The organism is Leclercia sp. J807 (assembly GCF_009734465.1).
Classification (GTDB): Bacteria; Pseudomonadota; Gammaproteobacteria; order Enterobacterales; family Enterobacteriaceae; genus Enterobacter.
In genome coordinates this window covers 1,048,297-1,062,827 of record NZ_CP046446.1, presented here as the reverse complement: position 1 = coordinate 1,062,827, position 14,531 = coordinate 1,048,297, and the positions used below count along the sequence as shown (strand labels likewise).

General features: G+C 54.9%; 12 protein-coding genes. 6 read left to right on the top strand and 6 right to left on the bottom strand.

Features of this window, described 5'->3' with window-relative positions:
* Positions 1 to 108: 108 nt before the first annotated feature.
* Entirely contained in the window at positions 109 to 762 is a 654-nt protein-coding gene (gene acrR / locus GNG26_RS04920; protein ID WP_156237941.1) for a multidrug efflux transporter transcriptional repressor AcrR, read from the bottom strand.
* 142 nt (positions 763 to 904) lie between these two features.
* Here acrR and acrA point away from each other — a divergent pair, with 142 nt between their 5' ends.
* The 5 genes from acrA to GNG26_RS04895 all read left to right on the top strand — a co-directional run bounded on the left by acrA (position 905) and on the right by GNG26_RS04895 (position 7,096).
* Positions 905 to 2,098, top strand: a complete 1,194-nt coding sequence (gene acrA / locus GNG26_RS04915) for a multidrug efflux RND transporter periplasmic adaptor subunit AcrA (RefSeq protein WP_103824067.1) — start codon at positions 905 to 907, stop codon at positions 2,096 to 2,098.
* A gap of 22 nt (positions 2,099 to 2,120) precedes the next feature.
* On the top strand, positions 2,121 to 5,261 hold the full coding sequence (gene acrB, locus GNG26_RS04910; protein ID WP_103178504.1) for a multidrug efflux RND transporter permease subunit AcrB: 3,141 nt from the start codon (positions 2,121 to 2,123) through the stop codon (positions 5,259 to 5,261).
* Between the two features lie 487 nt (positions 5,262 to 5,748).
* Positions 5,749 to 6,141, top strand: a complete 393-nt coding sequence (gene tomB / locus GNG26_RS04905; protein WP_103824066.1) for an Hha toxicity modulator TomB — start codon at positions 5,749 to 5,751, stop codon at positions 6,139 to 6,141.
* A gap of 8 nt (positions 6,142 to 6,149) precedes the next feature.
* Positions 6,150 to 6,368, top strand: coding sequence for an HHA domain-containing protein (locus tag GNG26_RS04900; RefSeq protein ID WP_032616864.1), 219 nt, complete (start codon positions 6,150 to 6,152; stop codon positions 6,366 to 6,368).
* Between the two features lie 263 nt (positions 6,369 to 6,631).
* Positions 6,632 to 7,096 carry a YlaC family protein gene (locus GNG26_RS04895; RefSeq protein WP_156237940.1) on the top strand — a complete coding sequence of 155 codons (465 nt, stop codon included), beginning with the start codon at positions 6,632 to 6,634 and terminating at the stop codon, positions 7,094 to 7,096.
* Positions 7,097 to 7,146: 50 nt separating this feature from the next.
* On the opposite strand, the gene ykgO is transcribed toward GNG26_RS04895, so the two are convergent.
* Positions 7,147 to 7,287, bottom strand: a complete 141-nt coding sequence (gene ykgO, locus GNG26_RS04890) for a type B 50S ribosomal protein L36 (protein WP_003859006.1) — start codon at positions 7,285 to 7,287, stop codon at positions 7,147 to 7,149.
* Between the two features lie 257 nt (positions 7,288 to 7,544).
* Between ykgO and GNG26_RS04885 the strand changes: the two genes are divergently transcribed.
* Positions 7,545 to 9,113 carry an EAL domain-containing protein gene (locus GNG26_RS04885; protein WP_156237939.1) on the top strand — a complete coding sequence of 523 codons (1,569 nt, stop codon included), beginning with the start codon at positions 7,545 to 7,547 and terminating at the stop codon, positions 9,111 to 9,113.
* Between the two features lie 32 nt (positions 9,114 to 9,145).
* Here GNG26_RS04885 and GNG26_RS04880 read toward each other — a convergent pair whose 3' ends face one another.
* The 4 genes from GNG26_RS04880 to GNG26_RS04865 all read right to left on the bottom strand — a co-directional run bounded on the left by GNG26_RS04880 (position 9,146) and on the right by GNG26_RS04865 (position 14,508).
* Positions 9,146 to 9,499, bottom strand: a complete 354-nt coding sequence (locus GNG26_RS04880; protein ID WP_156237938.1) for a DUF1428 domain-containing protein — start codon at positions 9,497 to 9,499, stop codon at positions 9,146 to 9,148.
* A gap of 59 nt (positions 9,500 to 9,558) precedes the next feature.
* A complete protein-coding gene (locus tag GNG26_RS04875) occupies positions 9,559 to 12,645 on the bottom strand; it encodes a beta-galactosidase (protein WP_156237937.1) in 3,087 nt (1,028 codons plus the stop codon).
* Between the two features lie 104 nt (positions 12,646 to 12,749).
* The gene (locus GNG26_RS04870; RefSeq protein ID WP_156237936.1) at positions 12,750 to 13,823 is read right to left on the bottom strand and encodes a LacI family DNA-binding transcriptional regulator; all 1,074 of its coding nucleotides are present in this window, start codon (positions 13,821 to 13,823) and stop codon (positions 12,750 to 12,752) included.
* Positions 13,824 to 13,899: 76 nt separating this feature from the next.
* Positions 13,900 to 14,508, bottom strand: coding sequence for a YitT family protein (locus GNG26_RS04865; RefSeq protein WP_103824060.1), 609 nt, complete (start codon positions 14,506 to 14,508; stop codon positions 13,900 to 13,902).
* Positions 14,509 to 14,531 lie beyond the last annotated feature (23 nt).

The following is a 14,531-nucleotide window of genomic DNA, read 5'->3' as shown; positions in this document are numbered from 1 at the left end:
TAATGTGTAATTTGTGTGATGAATGACCGGGATGACCGGCGTGAAGAATATCACGGCAGTCGAAAGCAAAATAGCGTGAACTGTTGGCTCCTGGATAATTCCTGGGAGTCAGGCCATAAGCGGCTCAGGCTGCGCCCGTAGCGTGGGACAGAGCTGGTACATCTCCAGCAGGATCGCGACATAATCACGGGCTTCACGTTGCAGATCAAAAGTCTGGGGAGCAAACAGCCAGTTTTCCATAATGCCGGAAATATAGCTGCGCATCAGAATGGCGGCGCGACGGGTCAAAAGATTAGCCGGGAGCATATTGGCTTTAATACAGTGCGTCAGGGTTTGTTCGATCCGGTCGTAACTGGCCAGACAGAGACTGCGCTGCGCCTGCTGCACCACCGCCATCTCCCCAACAAATTCACATTTATGGAAGATGATCTCCATCATAAGACGACGTCGTTCTTCAATAACTGTCGCCTCAAGGATATAGACCAGAATCTCTCTTAAAACTGAGAGTGGATCGTCAGGGAATTTTGCCCGATACTCAGTCTCAAGATCTCCAATACTGGATTCTGAAAGCTCCCAAATTTCACCAAATAAATCTGACTTATTTTTGAAATGCCAGTAAATCGCTCCCCGGGTAACCCCAGCAGCCTGAGCAATCTGTGCCAGAGAGGTGGAGGAAACCCCCTGTTGCGAAAACAAGCGTAAAGCGACATCAAGGATGTGTTGGCGTGTTGCAAGTGCTTGTTGTTTGGTTTTTCGTGCCATGCGCAGGTGAATTTACAGGAGCCAGATTTACATACATTTATGAATGTATGTACCATAGCACGACGATAATATAAACGCAGCAATGGGTTTGTGGACGCTTGATCCATTGATCAATTTGAAATCGGAAACTCGAGGTTTACATATGAACAAAAACAGAGGGTTAACGCCTCTGGCGATCGTTCTGATGCTCTCAGGCAGCTTAGCGCTTACAGGATGTGACGAAAAACAGGCTCAACAAGGAGCGCAGCAGGTGCCAGAAGTTGGTGTCGTGACGCTCAAAACCGAACCTCTCCAGATGACAACAGAATTACCCGGCCGAACCAGCGCTTACCGTATTGCTGAAGTGCGTCCACAGGTAAGTGGCATCATCCTGAAACGTAATTTTACTGAAGGCGGCGATGTTAAAGCGGGCGAGTCTCTGTATCAGATTGATCCTGCAACTTATCAGGCGAACTACGAAAGCGCGAAAGGCGATCTGGCCAAAGCGCAGGCTGCTGCAAAAATTGCCCAGCTGACCGTCAACCGTTATCAGAAACTGTTGGGTACCCAGTACATCAGCCAACAGGAATATGACAGTGCGCAGGCGGATGCCCAGCAGGCTAACGCTGCGGTCGTCGCTGCGAAAGCTGCCGTTGAAACCGCGCGTATCAACCTGGCCTATACCAAAGTGACCTCCCCTATCAGCGGCCGTATTGGCAAATCCGCTGTGACCGAGGGTGCGCTGGTACAGAACGGCCAGACCACTGCGCTGGCAACCGTGCAGCAACTTGACCCGATCTATGTCGATGTCACCCAGTCGAGCAACGATTTCCTGCGTCTGAAACAGGAGCTGGAAAACGGCACCCTGAAGCAGGAAAACGGCAAAGCAAAAGTTGAACTGGTTACCAGCGACGGCATCAAGTTCCCGGAGACCGGCAGCCTCGAGTTCTCTGACGTGACGGTTGATCAGACTACCGGTTCAATCACCCTGCGCGCCATCTTCCCGAACCCGAACCATACGCTGTTACCGGGTATGTTCGTTCGCGCCAGCCTGGAAGAAGGGATCAACCCAACCGCACTGCTGGTACCACAGCAGGGCGTGACCCGTACTCCGCGCGGCGATGCCAGTGCGATGGTGATTGGCGCTGAAGACAAAGTCGAAGTTCGTCAGATTAAAGCAACCCAGGCGATTGGTGATAAATGGCTGGTGACTGACGGTCTGAAAGATGGCGATCGCGTCATCATTACCGGATTACAAAAAGTTCGCCCAGGCGCCAAGGTAAAAGCGCAAGAGGTCACGTCTGACAATCAACAACAAGCCTCAGCAGGCGGTCAGTCAGAACAACCTAAGTCTTAACTTAAACAGGAGCCGTTAAGACATGCCTAATTTCTTTATCGATCGCCCCATTTTCGCGTGGGTGATCGCCATTATCATCATGCTAGCCGGGGGACTTGCGATCCTGAAGCTGCCTGTCGCGCAATATCCAACCATTGCGCCGCCAGCAATTTCAATCGCCGCAACCTACCCAGGGGCTGATGCAAAAACGGTGCAGGACACCGTCACGCAGGTTATCGAACAGAACATGAACGGTATCGATAACCTGATGTACATGTCCTCCAACAGTGACTCAACCGGTACTGTTCAGATCACCCTGACTTTCGAGTCAGGTACGGATGCGGACATTGCCCAGGTTCAGGTACAGAACAAACTGCAGCTGGCGATGCCACTGCTGCCGCAGGAAGTACAACAGCAGGGTGTGAGCGTGGAGAAATCCTCCAGTAGCTTCCTGATGGTTGTCGGCGTTATCAACACCAACGGCACCATGACGCAGGAGGATATTTCCGACTACGTGGGCGCTAACATGAAGGACGCCATCAGCCGTACTTCTGGTGTCGGTGACGTTCAGTTGTTCGGTTCTCAGTACGCGATGCGTATCTGGATGGATCCGAACAAACTGAACAACTTCCAGCTGACGCCGGTAGACGTGATCAACGCCATTAAAGCGCAGAACGCCCAGGTTGCAGCCGGTCAGTTAGGCGGTACGCCGCCGGTTAAAGGCCAGCAGCTGAACGCCTCGATCATCGCCCAGACCCGTCTGACCTCTGCGGATGAGTTCAGTAAGATCCTGTTGAAGGTGAATCCGGACGGTTCTCAGGTGCGCCTGCGCGACGTGGCGAAGGTGGAACTGGGTGGTGAAAACTACGACGTGATCGCGAAGTTTAACGGCCAGCCGGCATCCGGTCTGGGGATTAAACTAGCGACTGGCGCCAACGCCCTGGATACCGCGACGGCGATCCGTGCCGAACTGAAGAAAATGGAACCGTTCTTCCCGTCAGGCCTGAAAATCGTCTACCCGTATGACACAACGCCATTCGTGAAAATCTCCATCCACGAGGTTGTGAAAACGCTGGTAGAAGCGATCATTCTGGTCTTCCTGGTCATGTATCTGTTCCTGCAAAACTTCCGTGCGACGTTGATTCCAACCATCGCCGTACCGGTGGTTCTGCTCGGGACCTTTGCTATCCTGGCGGCCTTTGGCTTCTCGATAAACACCCTGACGATGTTCGGGATGGTGCTGGCGATCGGTCTGCTCGTGGATGACGCCATCGTGGTGGTCGAAAACGTCGAGCGTGTGATGTCCGAAGAGGGACTCCCGCCGAAAGAGGCGACCCGTAAATCGATGGGCCAAATCCAGGGCGCCCTGGTCGGTATCGCCATGGTGCTGTCAGCGGTATTTATCCCGATGGCCTTCTTCGGTGGTTCTACCGGTGCGATCTATCGTCAGTTCTCGATCACTATCGTTTCTGCGATGGCCCTGTCGGTACTGGTGGCACTGATCCTGACCCCGGCACTGTGCGCCACCATGCTGAAACCGGTGGCAAAAGGCGACCACGGCGAGAACAAAAAAGGCTTCTTCGGCTGGTTTAACCGCATGTTCGATAAGAGCACGCACCACTACACCGACAGCGTAGGCAATATCCTGCGCAGCACCGGTCGTTATCTGCTGCTCTACATCATCATCGTGGTCGGCATGGCCTACCTCTTCGTTCGTCTGCCAAGCTCCTTCCTGCCGGACGAAGACCAGGGCGTATTCCTGACCATGGCCCAGCTGCCAGCAGGTGCTTCCCAGGAACGTACCCAGAAAGTGCTGGATGAGGTGACGGATTACTACCTGAACAAAGAGAAAGCCAACGTTGAATCGGTGTTTGCGGTTAACGGCTTTGGCTTTGCGGGTCGTGGTCAGAACACCGGGATCGCCTTCGTCTCTCTGAAAGACTGGGCTGAGCGTCCAGGCGACGAGAACAAAGTTGAGGCCATTACGGGTCGTGCGATGGGCACTTTCTCGCAGATTAAAGATGCAATGGTCTTCGCCTTTAACCTGCCAGCGATTGTTGAACTGGGTACGGCAACCGGCTTTGACTTCCAGCTTATCGACCAGGGTGGTCTGGGCCATGAGAAACTGACTCAGGCGCGTAACCAGCTCTTTGGCGAAGTTGCGAAGCACCCTGACCTGCTGGTTGGCGTTCGTCCGAACGGCCTGGAAGATACGCCGCAGTTCAAAGTGGATATCGATCAGGAAAAAGCCCAGGCGCTGGGCGTCTCTATCAGTGACATCAATACCACACTGGGCGCAGCCTGGGGCGGTAGCTACGTCAACGACTTCATCGACCGCGGTCGCGTGAAGAAGGTCTACGTGATGTCTGAAGCGCAGTACCGTATGTTGCCGAGCGATATCAACAACTGGTATGTGCGCGGCAGCAACGGACAGATGGTGCCATTCTCAGCCTTCTCCACCTCACGCTGGGAATACGGCTCGCCACGTCTGGAACGTTACAACGGTCTGCCATCCATGGAGATCCTGGGTCAGGCGGCACCGGGCAGAAGTACCGGTGAGGCCATGAACCTGATGGAAGAACTGGCCGGTAAACTGCCAGCAGGCATCGGCTACGACTGGACGGGGATGTCCTATCAGGAACGTCTGTCCGGCAACCAGGCCCCTGCCCTGTATGCTATCTCCCTGATTGTGGTGTTCCTCTGTCTGGCGGCGCTGTATGAGAGCTGGTCGATTCCGTTCTCCGTTATGCTGGTCGTTCCGCTCGGCGTTATCGGCGCCCTGCTGGCCGCCACGTTCCGTAGCCTGAATAACGACGTTTACTTCCAGGTGGGCCTGCTGACAACCATTGGCTTGTCGGCGAAGAACGCGATATTAATCGTCGAATTCGCCAAAGATCTGATGGATAAAGAAGGGAAAGGCCTGATTGAAGCGACGCTGGAGGCGGTACGTATGCGTCTGCGTCCTATTCTGATGACCTCGCTAGCCTTTATCCTCGGCGTTATGCCGCTGGTTATTAGCTCGGGTGCAGGCTCCGGTGCACAGAACGCCGTAGGTACCGGTGTAATGGGCGGGATGGTGACCGCAACCATCCTGGCCATCTTCTTCGTGCCGGTCTTCTTCGTGGTCGTACGTCGTCGTTTCAGCCGTAAGAACGACGAAACCGAACACAATCATCCGGTTTGATGACCCCGATTCGGGTTTAAACCTTAAAAAGGCCGCATATGCGGCCTTTTTTTCAGCAATTAAAAATCATAAAATTAGCTTATTGAGGGTTTATATATTTAATGTAACCCTTAAACGGCTTATCATATTTAACCTGGTTCTATTACAGAAATTCTCAATTTTTTGCGTCACGTCTTAGGTATTAAGAGTATTCCTGGTTTTTTTTGATTTTAAACGCTCGGGCCTATGATTTTAAGTGTGGCCGGAAAATCACACAGGGGATAAGTAAAGAGCTGTATCAGGATAAAACAATATATAACATAGCGACCGCCAGAGCCTGTAAAATGCTGCGTAATTGTAATTTTTCGTAATAGCGCGGTGAAATCCTGATTAGAGTAGATTATAGTTAAAGCAAGAGGCATAACAGTAGTCATTGACACTGAGTCAGTTGTACCCTTCCCGACAACGATGTCGGTGAGTAAAAAATCACTCAAAAAGGGGATGCGCTATGGACGAATACTCGCCCAAAAGGCAAGATATTGCACAGTTGAAATTCCTTTGTGAATCCCTGTACCATGACTGCCTGACCAATCTCGATGAAAGCAACCATGGCTGGGTAAATGACCCTACTTCTGCCATTAATTTGCAGTTAAACGAGTTGATTGAGCATATTGCTACCTTCGCGCTTAATTATAAAATTAAGTATAACGAAGATAATAAGTTGATTGAGCAGATTGACGAATACCTGGATGACACTTTTATGTTATTCAGCAGCTACGGCATTAACGCACAGGATTTACAAAAATGGCGTAAATCGGGCAATCGGCTTTTTCGTTGTTTTGTCAATGCGAGTAGAGCTAATCCGTTAGTTTCTCCGGTTAAAATTATTACAAACAATTAGGTGAATTTATGTCTGATAAACCATTAACCAAGACTGATTATTTGATGCGTTTGCGACGCTGTCAGTCCATTGACACCCTGGAACGCGTCATTGAAAAAAATAAATACGAGCTTTCTGATAATGAGCTTGCGGTATTCTATTCAGCAGCCGATCATCGTCTGGCTGAACTTACGATGAATAAGCTGTACGATAAAATCCCAACCGCTGTATGGAAGTTTGTACGCTGATTGTCTCTCACAACTGTCAGAGATAAAGATTCTACTTTCAGATGCTTCATCCTTTGCGTAACAGGCCGTTCTCCATTGCTGGGCTAGCGCCATCGGCGGGGGAAACATTGCGTTGTAATGAACAGCCAGCCATCTCATTCCACCCGCCCTTTCCTGGTAACTGTTATGATATTTCTTAGCATAACTGTTACTGTCCACAAACATTGTGGTCACTTAAAATATACGGATCCTTCGTATTAAGTTGAATTCAGAAAGGGCAGAAGATGACCGAGATACAACGCCTGCTTACCGAAACCATTAATGATCTCAATGTTCGCGAAAAGCGTGACAACAAGCCGCGCTTCAGCATCAGCTTTATTCGCAAACATCCTGGTCTGTTTGTCGCCATGTATGCGGCGTGGCTTGCTACGCTGGTGGTGATGCTGCAATCCGAAACGCTGATTGGTTCCGTCTGGTTGCTGGTTGTTTTATTCATCGTCTTTAACGCCTTCTTCTTCTTTGACGTTAATCCGCGTTATCGCTATGAAGATATTGATGTGCTTGATTTCCGGGTCTGCTACAACGGTGAGTGGTACAACACGCGCTTTGTGCCTCCTCAGCTGATCGAAAATATTCTGCATTCCCCTAACGTCGAGTCGCAGCAAAAAGAGAAACTGCAGAAGATGATCGCCACGAAAGGCGAGCTCTCTTTCTACGATGTCTTCACCCTCTCCCGCGTAGCCGCCTGACCCCGACTCTGGCCTGCCGCCGACATCAGCGGCAGGCATCTTTATCCCGCTTAACGTCTCTTCTTACGCCCCTGTACCGCCTTAAAGCGCGGATTAGATTTACAAATGACATATAGCCGCCCTTTACGCTTCACAATCTGACAATCAGGATGGCGTTGTTTAGCGCTGCGCAATGAATTCAGAACCTGCATGTCTACCTCAATATGATTTGTTATAACATAACAATTAGCATATCCGAGTAGAGGTGCAAAAACAACCTGCACCTGTAGCGATCGTCGGGTTTTCGCTCTGTGAAAAAGTCACTTAAAATGGTATTTAATTCAGTGTCTCAATTGCTGAATGAATTCACTCTCAATAGCGTGCTATAACACTACACTTCAACGGCTTTTTCGTTTTAATGTCATCGGCTTGGGCGCCCTATACCGGCGTTATAAAAGGAAACAGGAGCATGACAACCCGACACCTGGTCAGTGTGGTTACCTGTGTACTCATCATTGCTGTCCTTGTTCCTGTCTGCCTGAGCATCTGGCTGGCGCACCGCCAGGCAGAAGATAAGTTTGTCGATGATCTGAATAATTACTCTTCACGCGTACAGATACGTACCGACAGAGTGATTAGCCAGGCGGAATCCGCTCTGAAGGAGATGCACTCTTTTAACGGAACTCCCTGTACTTACGAACATGCGATGGCGATGCGCCGCGCCTCCTTTTCCTGGCGCTATATTCAGGAAGTCCTTTACGTTGAGGATCTGAAACCGCGCTGCTCGTCGCTGGAACAAGTGAGCCATGCCGCCCCGTTTCCGCCAGCATTGCGCATCACCTCCGATGGCTACCGGGCCTGGGTCACCTCACATAACGATCTGGGCCTCGACCGCTATATGGCCGCGATTGGCACAGAGCACTACATTGTCATGATCGATCCGGCCTCGCTGATCGATGTGATCCCCTTTGGCTCATGGCCGATCGACGTCGCCCTGGTGGGGCTTCGCCGCAATATCGTTTTTGCCAGCAGCAACAAGCTGGATATGCAGGTGTTCCAGGAAATGCAGCGCAATGGCAGCAAGAATTTCCAGCATAACGGCGTGATGTACAACCGGCACGATGTATCTGACCTGGGCTTCACCATTGTGGCGTGGTCCTCCCTGACACCTTTAAAAAAGAGCTGGCATCACCAGCTTATTTTCTGGCTGCCTTTTGGCATCCTGATCAGTCTGCTGACGGCCTGGTTTATATTGCGCGTGTTACGCCGTCTGCAATCGCCCCGGTATCGTTTAATGGATGCGATTAATGCCCGGGAATTCCAGGTTCATTTCCAGCCGATTGTGAATCTGAACAGCGGCAGACTCACCGGTGCGGAAGCCCTTGCGCGCTGGCCGCAACCGGACGGCAGCTATCTGTCACCCGATATTTTTGTCTCTCTGGCGGAACAGACGGGCCTGACCAACCAGCTGACGACACTTATTATTGAAAAAGTGTTTGAGGATATGGGCGAATGGTTACGCCAGCATCCGGGCCACCATATCTCGATAAACCTGGCGCCGGAGGATTTGATCTCGGGTACCGTGCTCCCGCTGCTGAGCCACCTGCTGAATCAGTGGCAACTGCACCCTTCGCAGATTGCGCTGGAGCTCACCGAGCGCGGGTTCGCCGATCCCGCGGTCAGCGCACCGGCCATTGCCGCATTCCGACGTGCCGGACACTCTGTCTATATTGATGATTTCGGAACGGGTTACTCCAGCCTCAGTTACCTGCAGGATCTGGATGTCGATACGCTAAAAATTGATAAATCGTTTGTGGATGCGCTGGAATATAAAAATGTCACCTCGCACATCATAGAAATGGCCAAGTCGCTCGATCTGGACATGGTGGCAGAAGGTATTGAAACCGAAGGCCAGCTGGCATGGCTTCGACGCCACGGTGTGCAGTACGGCCAGGGCTGGTTTTACAGCAAGGCGCTGCCAAAAGAGGCGTTTATCCAGTGGGCGGAAACGAATCTCGATCCCGAGAGCCACGCTTAGCGCCCGGCGGGAAGCGCCGCCGGGCGTCACGCTTATTCGTCCAGAAGCGGCGAGAAGCCGCCATAAATCATGCGCTTACCATCAAAAGGCATGGCTTCGCCAAATTCTTTCATTCGGGGATCGTTCATCATCCTCCGGTTCGCTTCGTCGCGCACCTCTCTGGAAGGATATTCGATCCAGCTGAAAACCACCTCTTCGTTCTCTTCCGCCTTCACCGCCAGGCGAAAGTCCGTTAATTTGCCGTCGGGTACGTCATCTGCCCAACACTCTACAATACGCAGCGCGCCAAACTCTTTAAACAGCGGCGCGGCCTTCGCCGCCAGCTCGCGATAAGCCTCCTTATTATCTGCGGGCACGGCAACCACAAAACCGTCGACATACTTCATCAGATAAACCTCCGAAGTGAATGTGCGGCCACGCGGTGTGGCCGCATCAGCGATTAAGTTTAGTTCTGTTGCCAGCTAAAGGCGTAACGCACCTTTTTCACCTGCAGGATAAACTCCGGAGAGACGCTTGGGCTCCAGGAATCATCGCCCCCAACGCCCATATGGAACGCGTCAAGGTTCAGCCAGCAGCCGGGCTCCTCACGTAACAGATGGTGATGCGAGGTCTCGCGCAGCTGCGTCTGACTGTAGCGGCTTACCGAGAAGTGAAAATCACCCTCCAGCTGATGCTGCCCTACATTCAGTTGACGCGTATCGCAGCGCAGGCCGTTGTCGGTCGGAAAAATGTAAGGAGTGTGCAGCTCAGCAAGCGGCAGTTCCCAGCGTCCCTGACGGGCAGCGAGCTTGCGATCCGGGTAGTTCTCATGCGGCCCGAGACCTTGCCAGCTTACGGTCTGCGGCGTCTGCGCCAGCTGACAGCTCAACCCGATTCGGGCAGGCTCTGGTATATCACTTGCCACCTGCACCTCAACGTCGCCGTGCAGCACGCCCTGGCTATCGATGCGCCAGCATTTACGGCTCAGGAACAGCACCTGATTGTTGTGCTCCCAGGCCTGGAGCGTGGCGATCGTTACCCCCTGCGCCAGCTGCTCCCCCTCGCACTGCAGCAAACGCGGCGTCAGGCTGTACATCCCTGCCGCCTTCCAGCGTTCCACCCAGGCATTCGGATCGATGCGGGTCACTTCGCTGACGCCGATATCGTTATCCAGCGGGGCGCGGGTAAAGTTATCGGTCAGCGGCGAAAGCAACGTCGGCACGCCGTCGCGCCACCATTGCATCAGGTTGCCGCTGGTGCGATCAAACTGCCAGCGCTGCTGTTGATGGGTTATGACCAACGCATCATCCTCACGGATCAGCTGTGGAATGGGCCCGTTAGCCTTCGGCGTCGCGATGCATAACGGCGCTGGTAATGGCCATTGTTCCCAGGCGCAAAGGTGGTTTTCAGCGGACCACGGCGTGGCGGCTGGCTGAATAACCTCAACGTTCAGCCACAGGTCGCCCGGCGCAGATGCCCACTGTGGCAGAGCGAGCTCCAGCCGTTGCGTCCCTTGTGGCGGAATGTCCAGCGCCACAACGTCGGTGGCCAGCACGTCGCCATCACGGATCACCGACCAGCGTAACTGCTCGTTGTCCGTGGTGCGGAAGAGATAATCGCTCTGCACCTCCAACACCAGCGGCGAATGGCTGACGAGGGTAAAGGTGAAGAACTGCTGCGCGCGCTGGGCCTCATAGAGGGCCGGATGCGGCGTGCGATCGGGGAAGACCAGCCCGTTCAGACAGAACTGTCTGTCATTCGGTTTATCACCAAAATCGCCACCGTAGGCCCAGAAAGGGTTGCCCTGTTCGTCATGCTTCGTCAGCGCCTGATCCACCCAGTCCCAGACGAAGCCGCCCTGCAGACGAGGATGTTTGCGGAAGGCTTCCCAGTATTTAGCGAACCCGCCAAAGCTGTTGCCCATCGCGTGAGCGTATTCGCAGAGGATCAGCGGACGCGTCTCATCCGGCATACCGATCCACTTTTTAATGGACCATTTCGGGACCGCCGGGAAAGATTGGTCCTGATCGACGCGGGCATACATCGGACAGACGATGTCGGTCGCCGCCGTATTCGCCCCGCCGCCCTCATACTGCACCGGACGGCCAGGATCGGTGGTTTTCACCCAGCGGTAAAGGGCGTCATGGTTGGCGCCATGACCGGATTCGTTGCCCAGAGACCAGATGATGATCGACGGGTGGTTACGATCGCGCTGCACCATGCGGGTGACGCGTTCGCTCATAGCAGGCAGCCAGCGCGGATCGTCAGCCAGGCGGCTCATCGGCACCATGCCGTGAGTTTCGATGTTGGCCTCATCCACCACATAGAGCCCATAGCGATCGCACAGGCGATACCAGAGCGGGTGGTTAGGGTAATGCGAGCAGCGCACGGCGTTAAAATTGTGCTGCTTCATCAGCTCAATGTCGCGGCGCATGGTGGCTTCGTCCATTACCTGTCCGCGCTCAGGGTGATGTTCGTGACGGTTTACGCCACGGATCAGCAGCGGCTTGCCGTTGAGCTTCAACAGCCCGTTTGCGATCTCGACACGACGGAATCCCACATCGCAGGCTTCAACGTCCAGGATCTGGCCCTGCGCGTCACGCAACACGAGGGTCAGCCGGTAAAGAGCGGGGATTTCCGCACTCCACAGCGCCGGGTGTTCCACCTTCAGAGAAACATTTACCCTCTCCTGCCAGCTACCGCGCTCATCGACAACCGCAGAGCCCGGCTTGCCGATGGCGCTGGCGATACGCTCTCCGTCCCGCCACAGGTTTACGCTCACCTCGCACTCTGCGTAGACGTTCCCGCCAAGAGTCAGCCCCAGCTGGAGCTGCGCGCGGTCATAATCAGCGTTCAGCTCCGTCACAACGTGATAGTCGGCGATATGGGTATCCGGTTTATGCAGCAGGGTAACGTCGCGGAAGATACCGCTCATCCGCCACATGTCCTGATCTTCGAGATAGCTGCCATCGCACCAGCGCAGCACCATGACCGCCAGCCGGTTGCTGCCTGCCCGCAGAAACGCAGACACGTCAAACTCCGCAGGCAGACGGCTGTCCTGGGAGTAGCCCACCCACTGCCCGTTGCACCAGAGGTGAAAGGCGGAATTAACGCCGTCAAAGACCAGCCGCGTCTGGCCACTTTCCAGCCAGCTGGCGTCCATATCGAATGTGAGCGAGTAACAACCGGTCGGATTCTCGGCCGGGACAAAGGGCGGATTCACCGCAATAGGATAAGTGACGTTGGTGTAGATCGGCGTATCAAAGCCCTGCATCTGCCAGTTGGAGGGAACGGGCATCGCCACCGCATCCGCGCAATCCTCCTGCGTCCAGCTGTCGGGAACCTGCTCTGGCGCAGAAAAAAAGCTGAACTGCCAGTCGCCGTTCAGCGAGCGGATGGCCGGGGTTGGCTCCTCATCCCGCGCGGCGTGCTCATCACGCCAACCGCTCAGCGGGACGTGGGCAGGAAGTCGGTTCCATTGGGTGACACCGGGATTCTCCCAGTCACGACGGGCAAGTAGTGTGCTGAGGGTCAGCGAAGCACGATGGGACATAGTTACCTCTTTGCGAAGCGCTCACAATTTATGGCTACAATGCCCTGTCAGGGTGACAGGGTAAAGCGGGAGAGCGTCATGAAGCGATGGCGATCACAAAAGTGTTAACGACGCGCCAGCTGTTCGGCCAGCAGCGCCAGCGATTTAAGCTGGCGGGCCAGATCGTCACTTCCCTGCGGGATCCCTTCCCGGGCGGTGGAGTGGCGCTCGATAAGCGTCACCGGCAGGCGGGTTTGCGTCGGGGCCGCATCGGTAGTGCCCTGTTGCGCCAGCAGCCACTCCACGCTGCGCAGCCCCGCCTCACGAAACGCCTGACGAACCGTGGTCAGCGGCGGGGTAAACCACGCGCTGTCGGTGGTATCGTCAAAACCGACCACCGAGATCTGGCCCGGCACAGCAATGCCCTTTTCGGCACAGGCGCGCATCACGCCAAGGGCCATCTGATCGTTCGCCACCAGGATCCCCTGCGGGAGAGTCGCCCCGGCGAGCAGCTGATGGCCTTTTTCGTAACCTGAAGCCGCGCTCCAGTCCCCTTCCGCAACCGCACACGGTTCCAGCCCCGCCTCGCCTAAGGCAGACAACCAGCCGGCAAGACGCGCCCGGGCAGAGACGGAACTTTGTGGCCCGCCAAGCAGGGCGATCCGCTGATGGCCCAGCGCCAGCAGATGTTGCGCCCCCAGAGTGGCCCCCTGCCCGGCATCAAACACCAGGCTGTGTACCCGGGCGTCAGGGGAGACATCAAGAAACAGTACCGGGACCGGAAGGGCCTGCGCCTGCAGGCTTTCTGCCTGCACGTCTTCAAGCGGCACGTTGACCAGCAGTCCTTCCACGCGCTGGGCCAGCAGCTCCTGCAGCGCCGCCATGCATTGCTGGGGATTTTCCACCATCGAGATCAGCACGCTCGCCCCGCGCTCGCCTGCTCGGGTCTTCACCGCCGAGGCAATTTGCGAAGGAGCATGCAGGGCCAGATCGGTGGTAATCAGCCCCAGGGTACGGGTGCGTTTACCGGCCAACTGCTGGGCGCCGCGATTGGGAACATAGTGCAGCTCGGCCATCGCCTGCAGCACTTTCTCCCGGGTCCGGGCCGAGACGTAGGCCGCATCATTAATGACCCGTGAGACGGTTTGATAAGAGACGCCCGCGAGGCGGGCAACATCATAGAGCGTTATGGCTTTCATGCGCTTCGCGTTGCAGTGACAGAGGTACCTATTCTGTCATAACGCCTGGCGTAAAGCATGTGAGCGCTTCGCAAATTCAGACAACGCGCTCAGGCTGCGGGGCTAGCGGGCGCGGCCTCTGACGAAACCACGGCAGACAGATCTGGATCAGCGGGCCGATGCTTAACGCATAGAGCACGGTACCGACACCAAAAGTGCCCCCCAGCAGACAGCCAGTCAGCAGAACTGAAATCTCAATCGCCGTACGCACGCTGCGAACCGACCAGCCGGTGCGGGCGTTAATGCCGGTCATCAGGCCATCACGCGGCCCGGCGCCAAATCCGGCCCCGATATACATGCCGGTCGCCAGCGCATTAACGATGACCGCGCTGACCAGCAATACGCAGCGGGCCATCAGCGAATCGATAGCAGGAATAAACGCCAGCGCGACATCGGCAGCCAGGCCAATGGCAATCACGTTACTGATAGTGCCGAGCCCCGGGCGCTGGCGCAGCGGGATCCACAGCAGGAGCACCAACACGCCGGTCAGAATGATGACTGTGCCAATATCCATTCCCAGCAGTTTTGCCACTCCCAGATGGAAAACATTCCAGGGATCGGCCCCCAGATCCGCGCGTACAAACATCGCCGTTGACAGGCCATAGAGGCTTAATCCGACGTAAAGCTGAAGTAATCGACGTAACATGATCGCTCTCCGGTGGTTTCTGC

Excerpts from the sequence above, each read along its gene's own strand:
- acrR (WP_156237941.1), bottom strand. The coding sequence starts at position 762 with ATGGCACGAAAAACCAAACAACAAGCACTTGCAACACGCCAACACATC.
- acrA (WP_103824067.1), top strand. The coding sequence starts at position 905 with ATGAACAAAAACAGAGGGTTAACGCCTCTGGCGATCGTTCTGATGCTC.
- acrB (WP_103178504.1), top strand. The coding sequence starts at position 2,121 with ATGCCTAATTTCTTTATCGATCGCCCCATTTTCGCGTGGGTGATCGCC.
- tomB (WP_103824066.1), top strand. The coding sequence starts at position 5,749 with ATGGACGAATACTCGCCCAAAAGGCAAGATATTGCACAGTTGAAATTC.
- GNG26_RS04900 (WP_032616864.1), top strand. The coding sequence starts at position 6,150 with ATGTCTGATAAACCATTAACCAAGACTGATTATTTGATGCGTTTGCGA.
- GNG26_RS04895 (WP_156237940.1), top strand. The coding sequence starts at position 6,632 with ATGACCGAGATACAACGCCTGCTTACCGAAACCATTAATGATCTCAAT.
- ykgO (WP_003859006.1), bottom strand. The coding sequence starts at position 7,287 with ATGCAGGTTCTGAATTCATTGCGCAGCGCTAAACAACGCCATCCTGAT.
- GNG26_RS04885 (WP_156237939.1), top strand. The coding sequence starts at position 7,545 with ATGACAACCCGACACCTGGTCAGTGTGGTTACCTGTGTACTCATCATT.
- GNG26_RS04880 (WP_156237938.1), bottom strand. The coding sequence starts at position 9,499 with ATGAAGTATGTCGACGGTTTTGTGGTTGCCGTGCCCGCAGATAATAAG.
- GNG26_RS04875 (WP_156237937.1), bottom strand. The coding sequence starts at position 12,645 with ATGTCCCATCGTGCTTCGCTGACCCTCAGCACACTACTTGCCCGTCGT.
- GNG26_RS04870 (WP_156237936.1), bottom strand. The coding sequence starts at position 13,823 with ATGAAAGCCATAACGCTCTATGATGTTGCCCGCCTCGCGGGCGTCTCT.
- GNG26_RS04865 (WP_103824060.1), bottom strand. The coding sequence starts at position 14,508 with ATGTTACGTCGATTACTTCAGCTTTACGTCGGATTAAGCCTCTATGGC.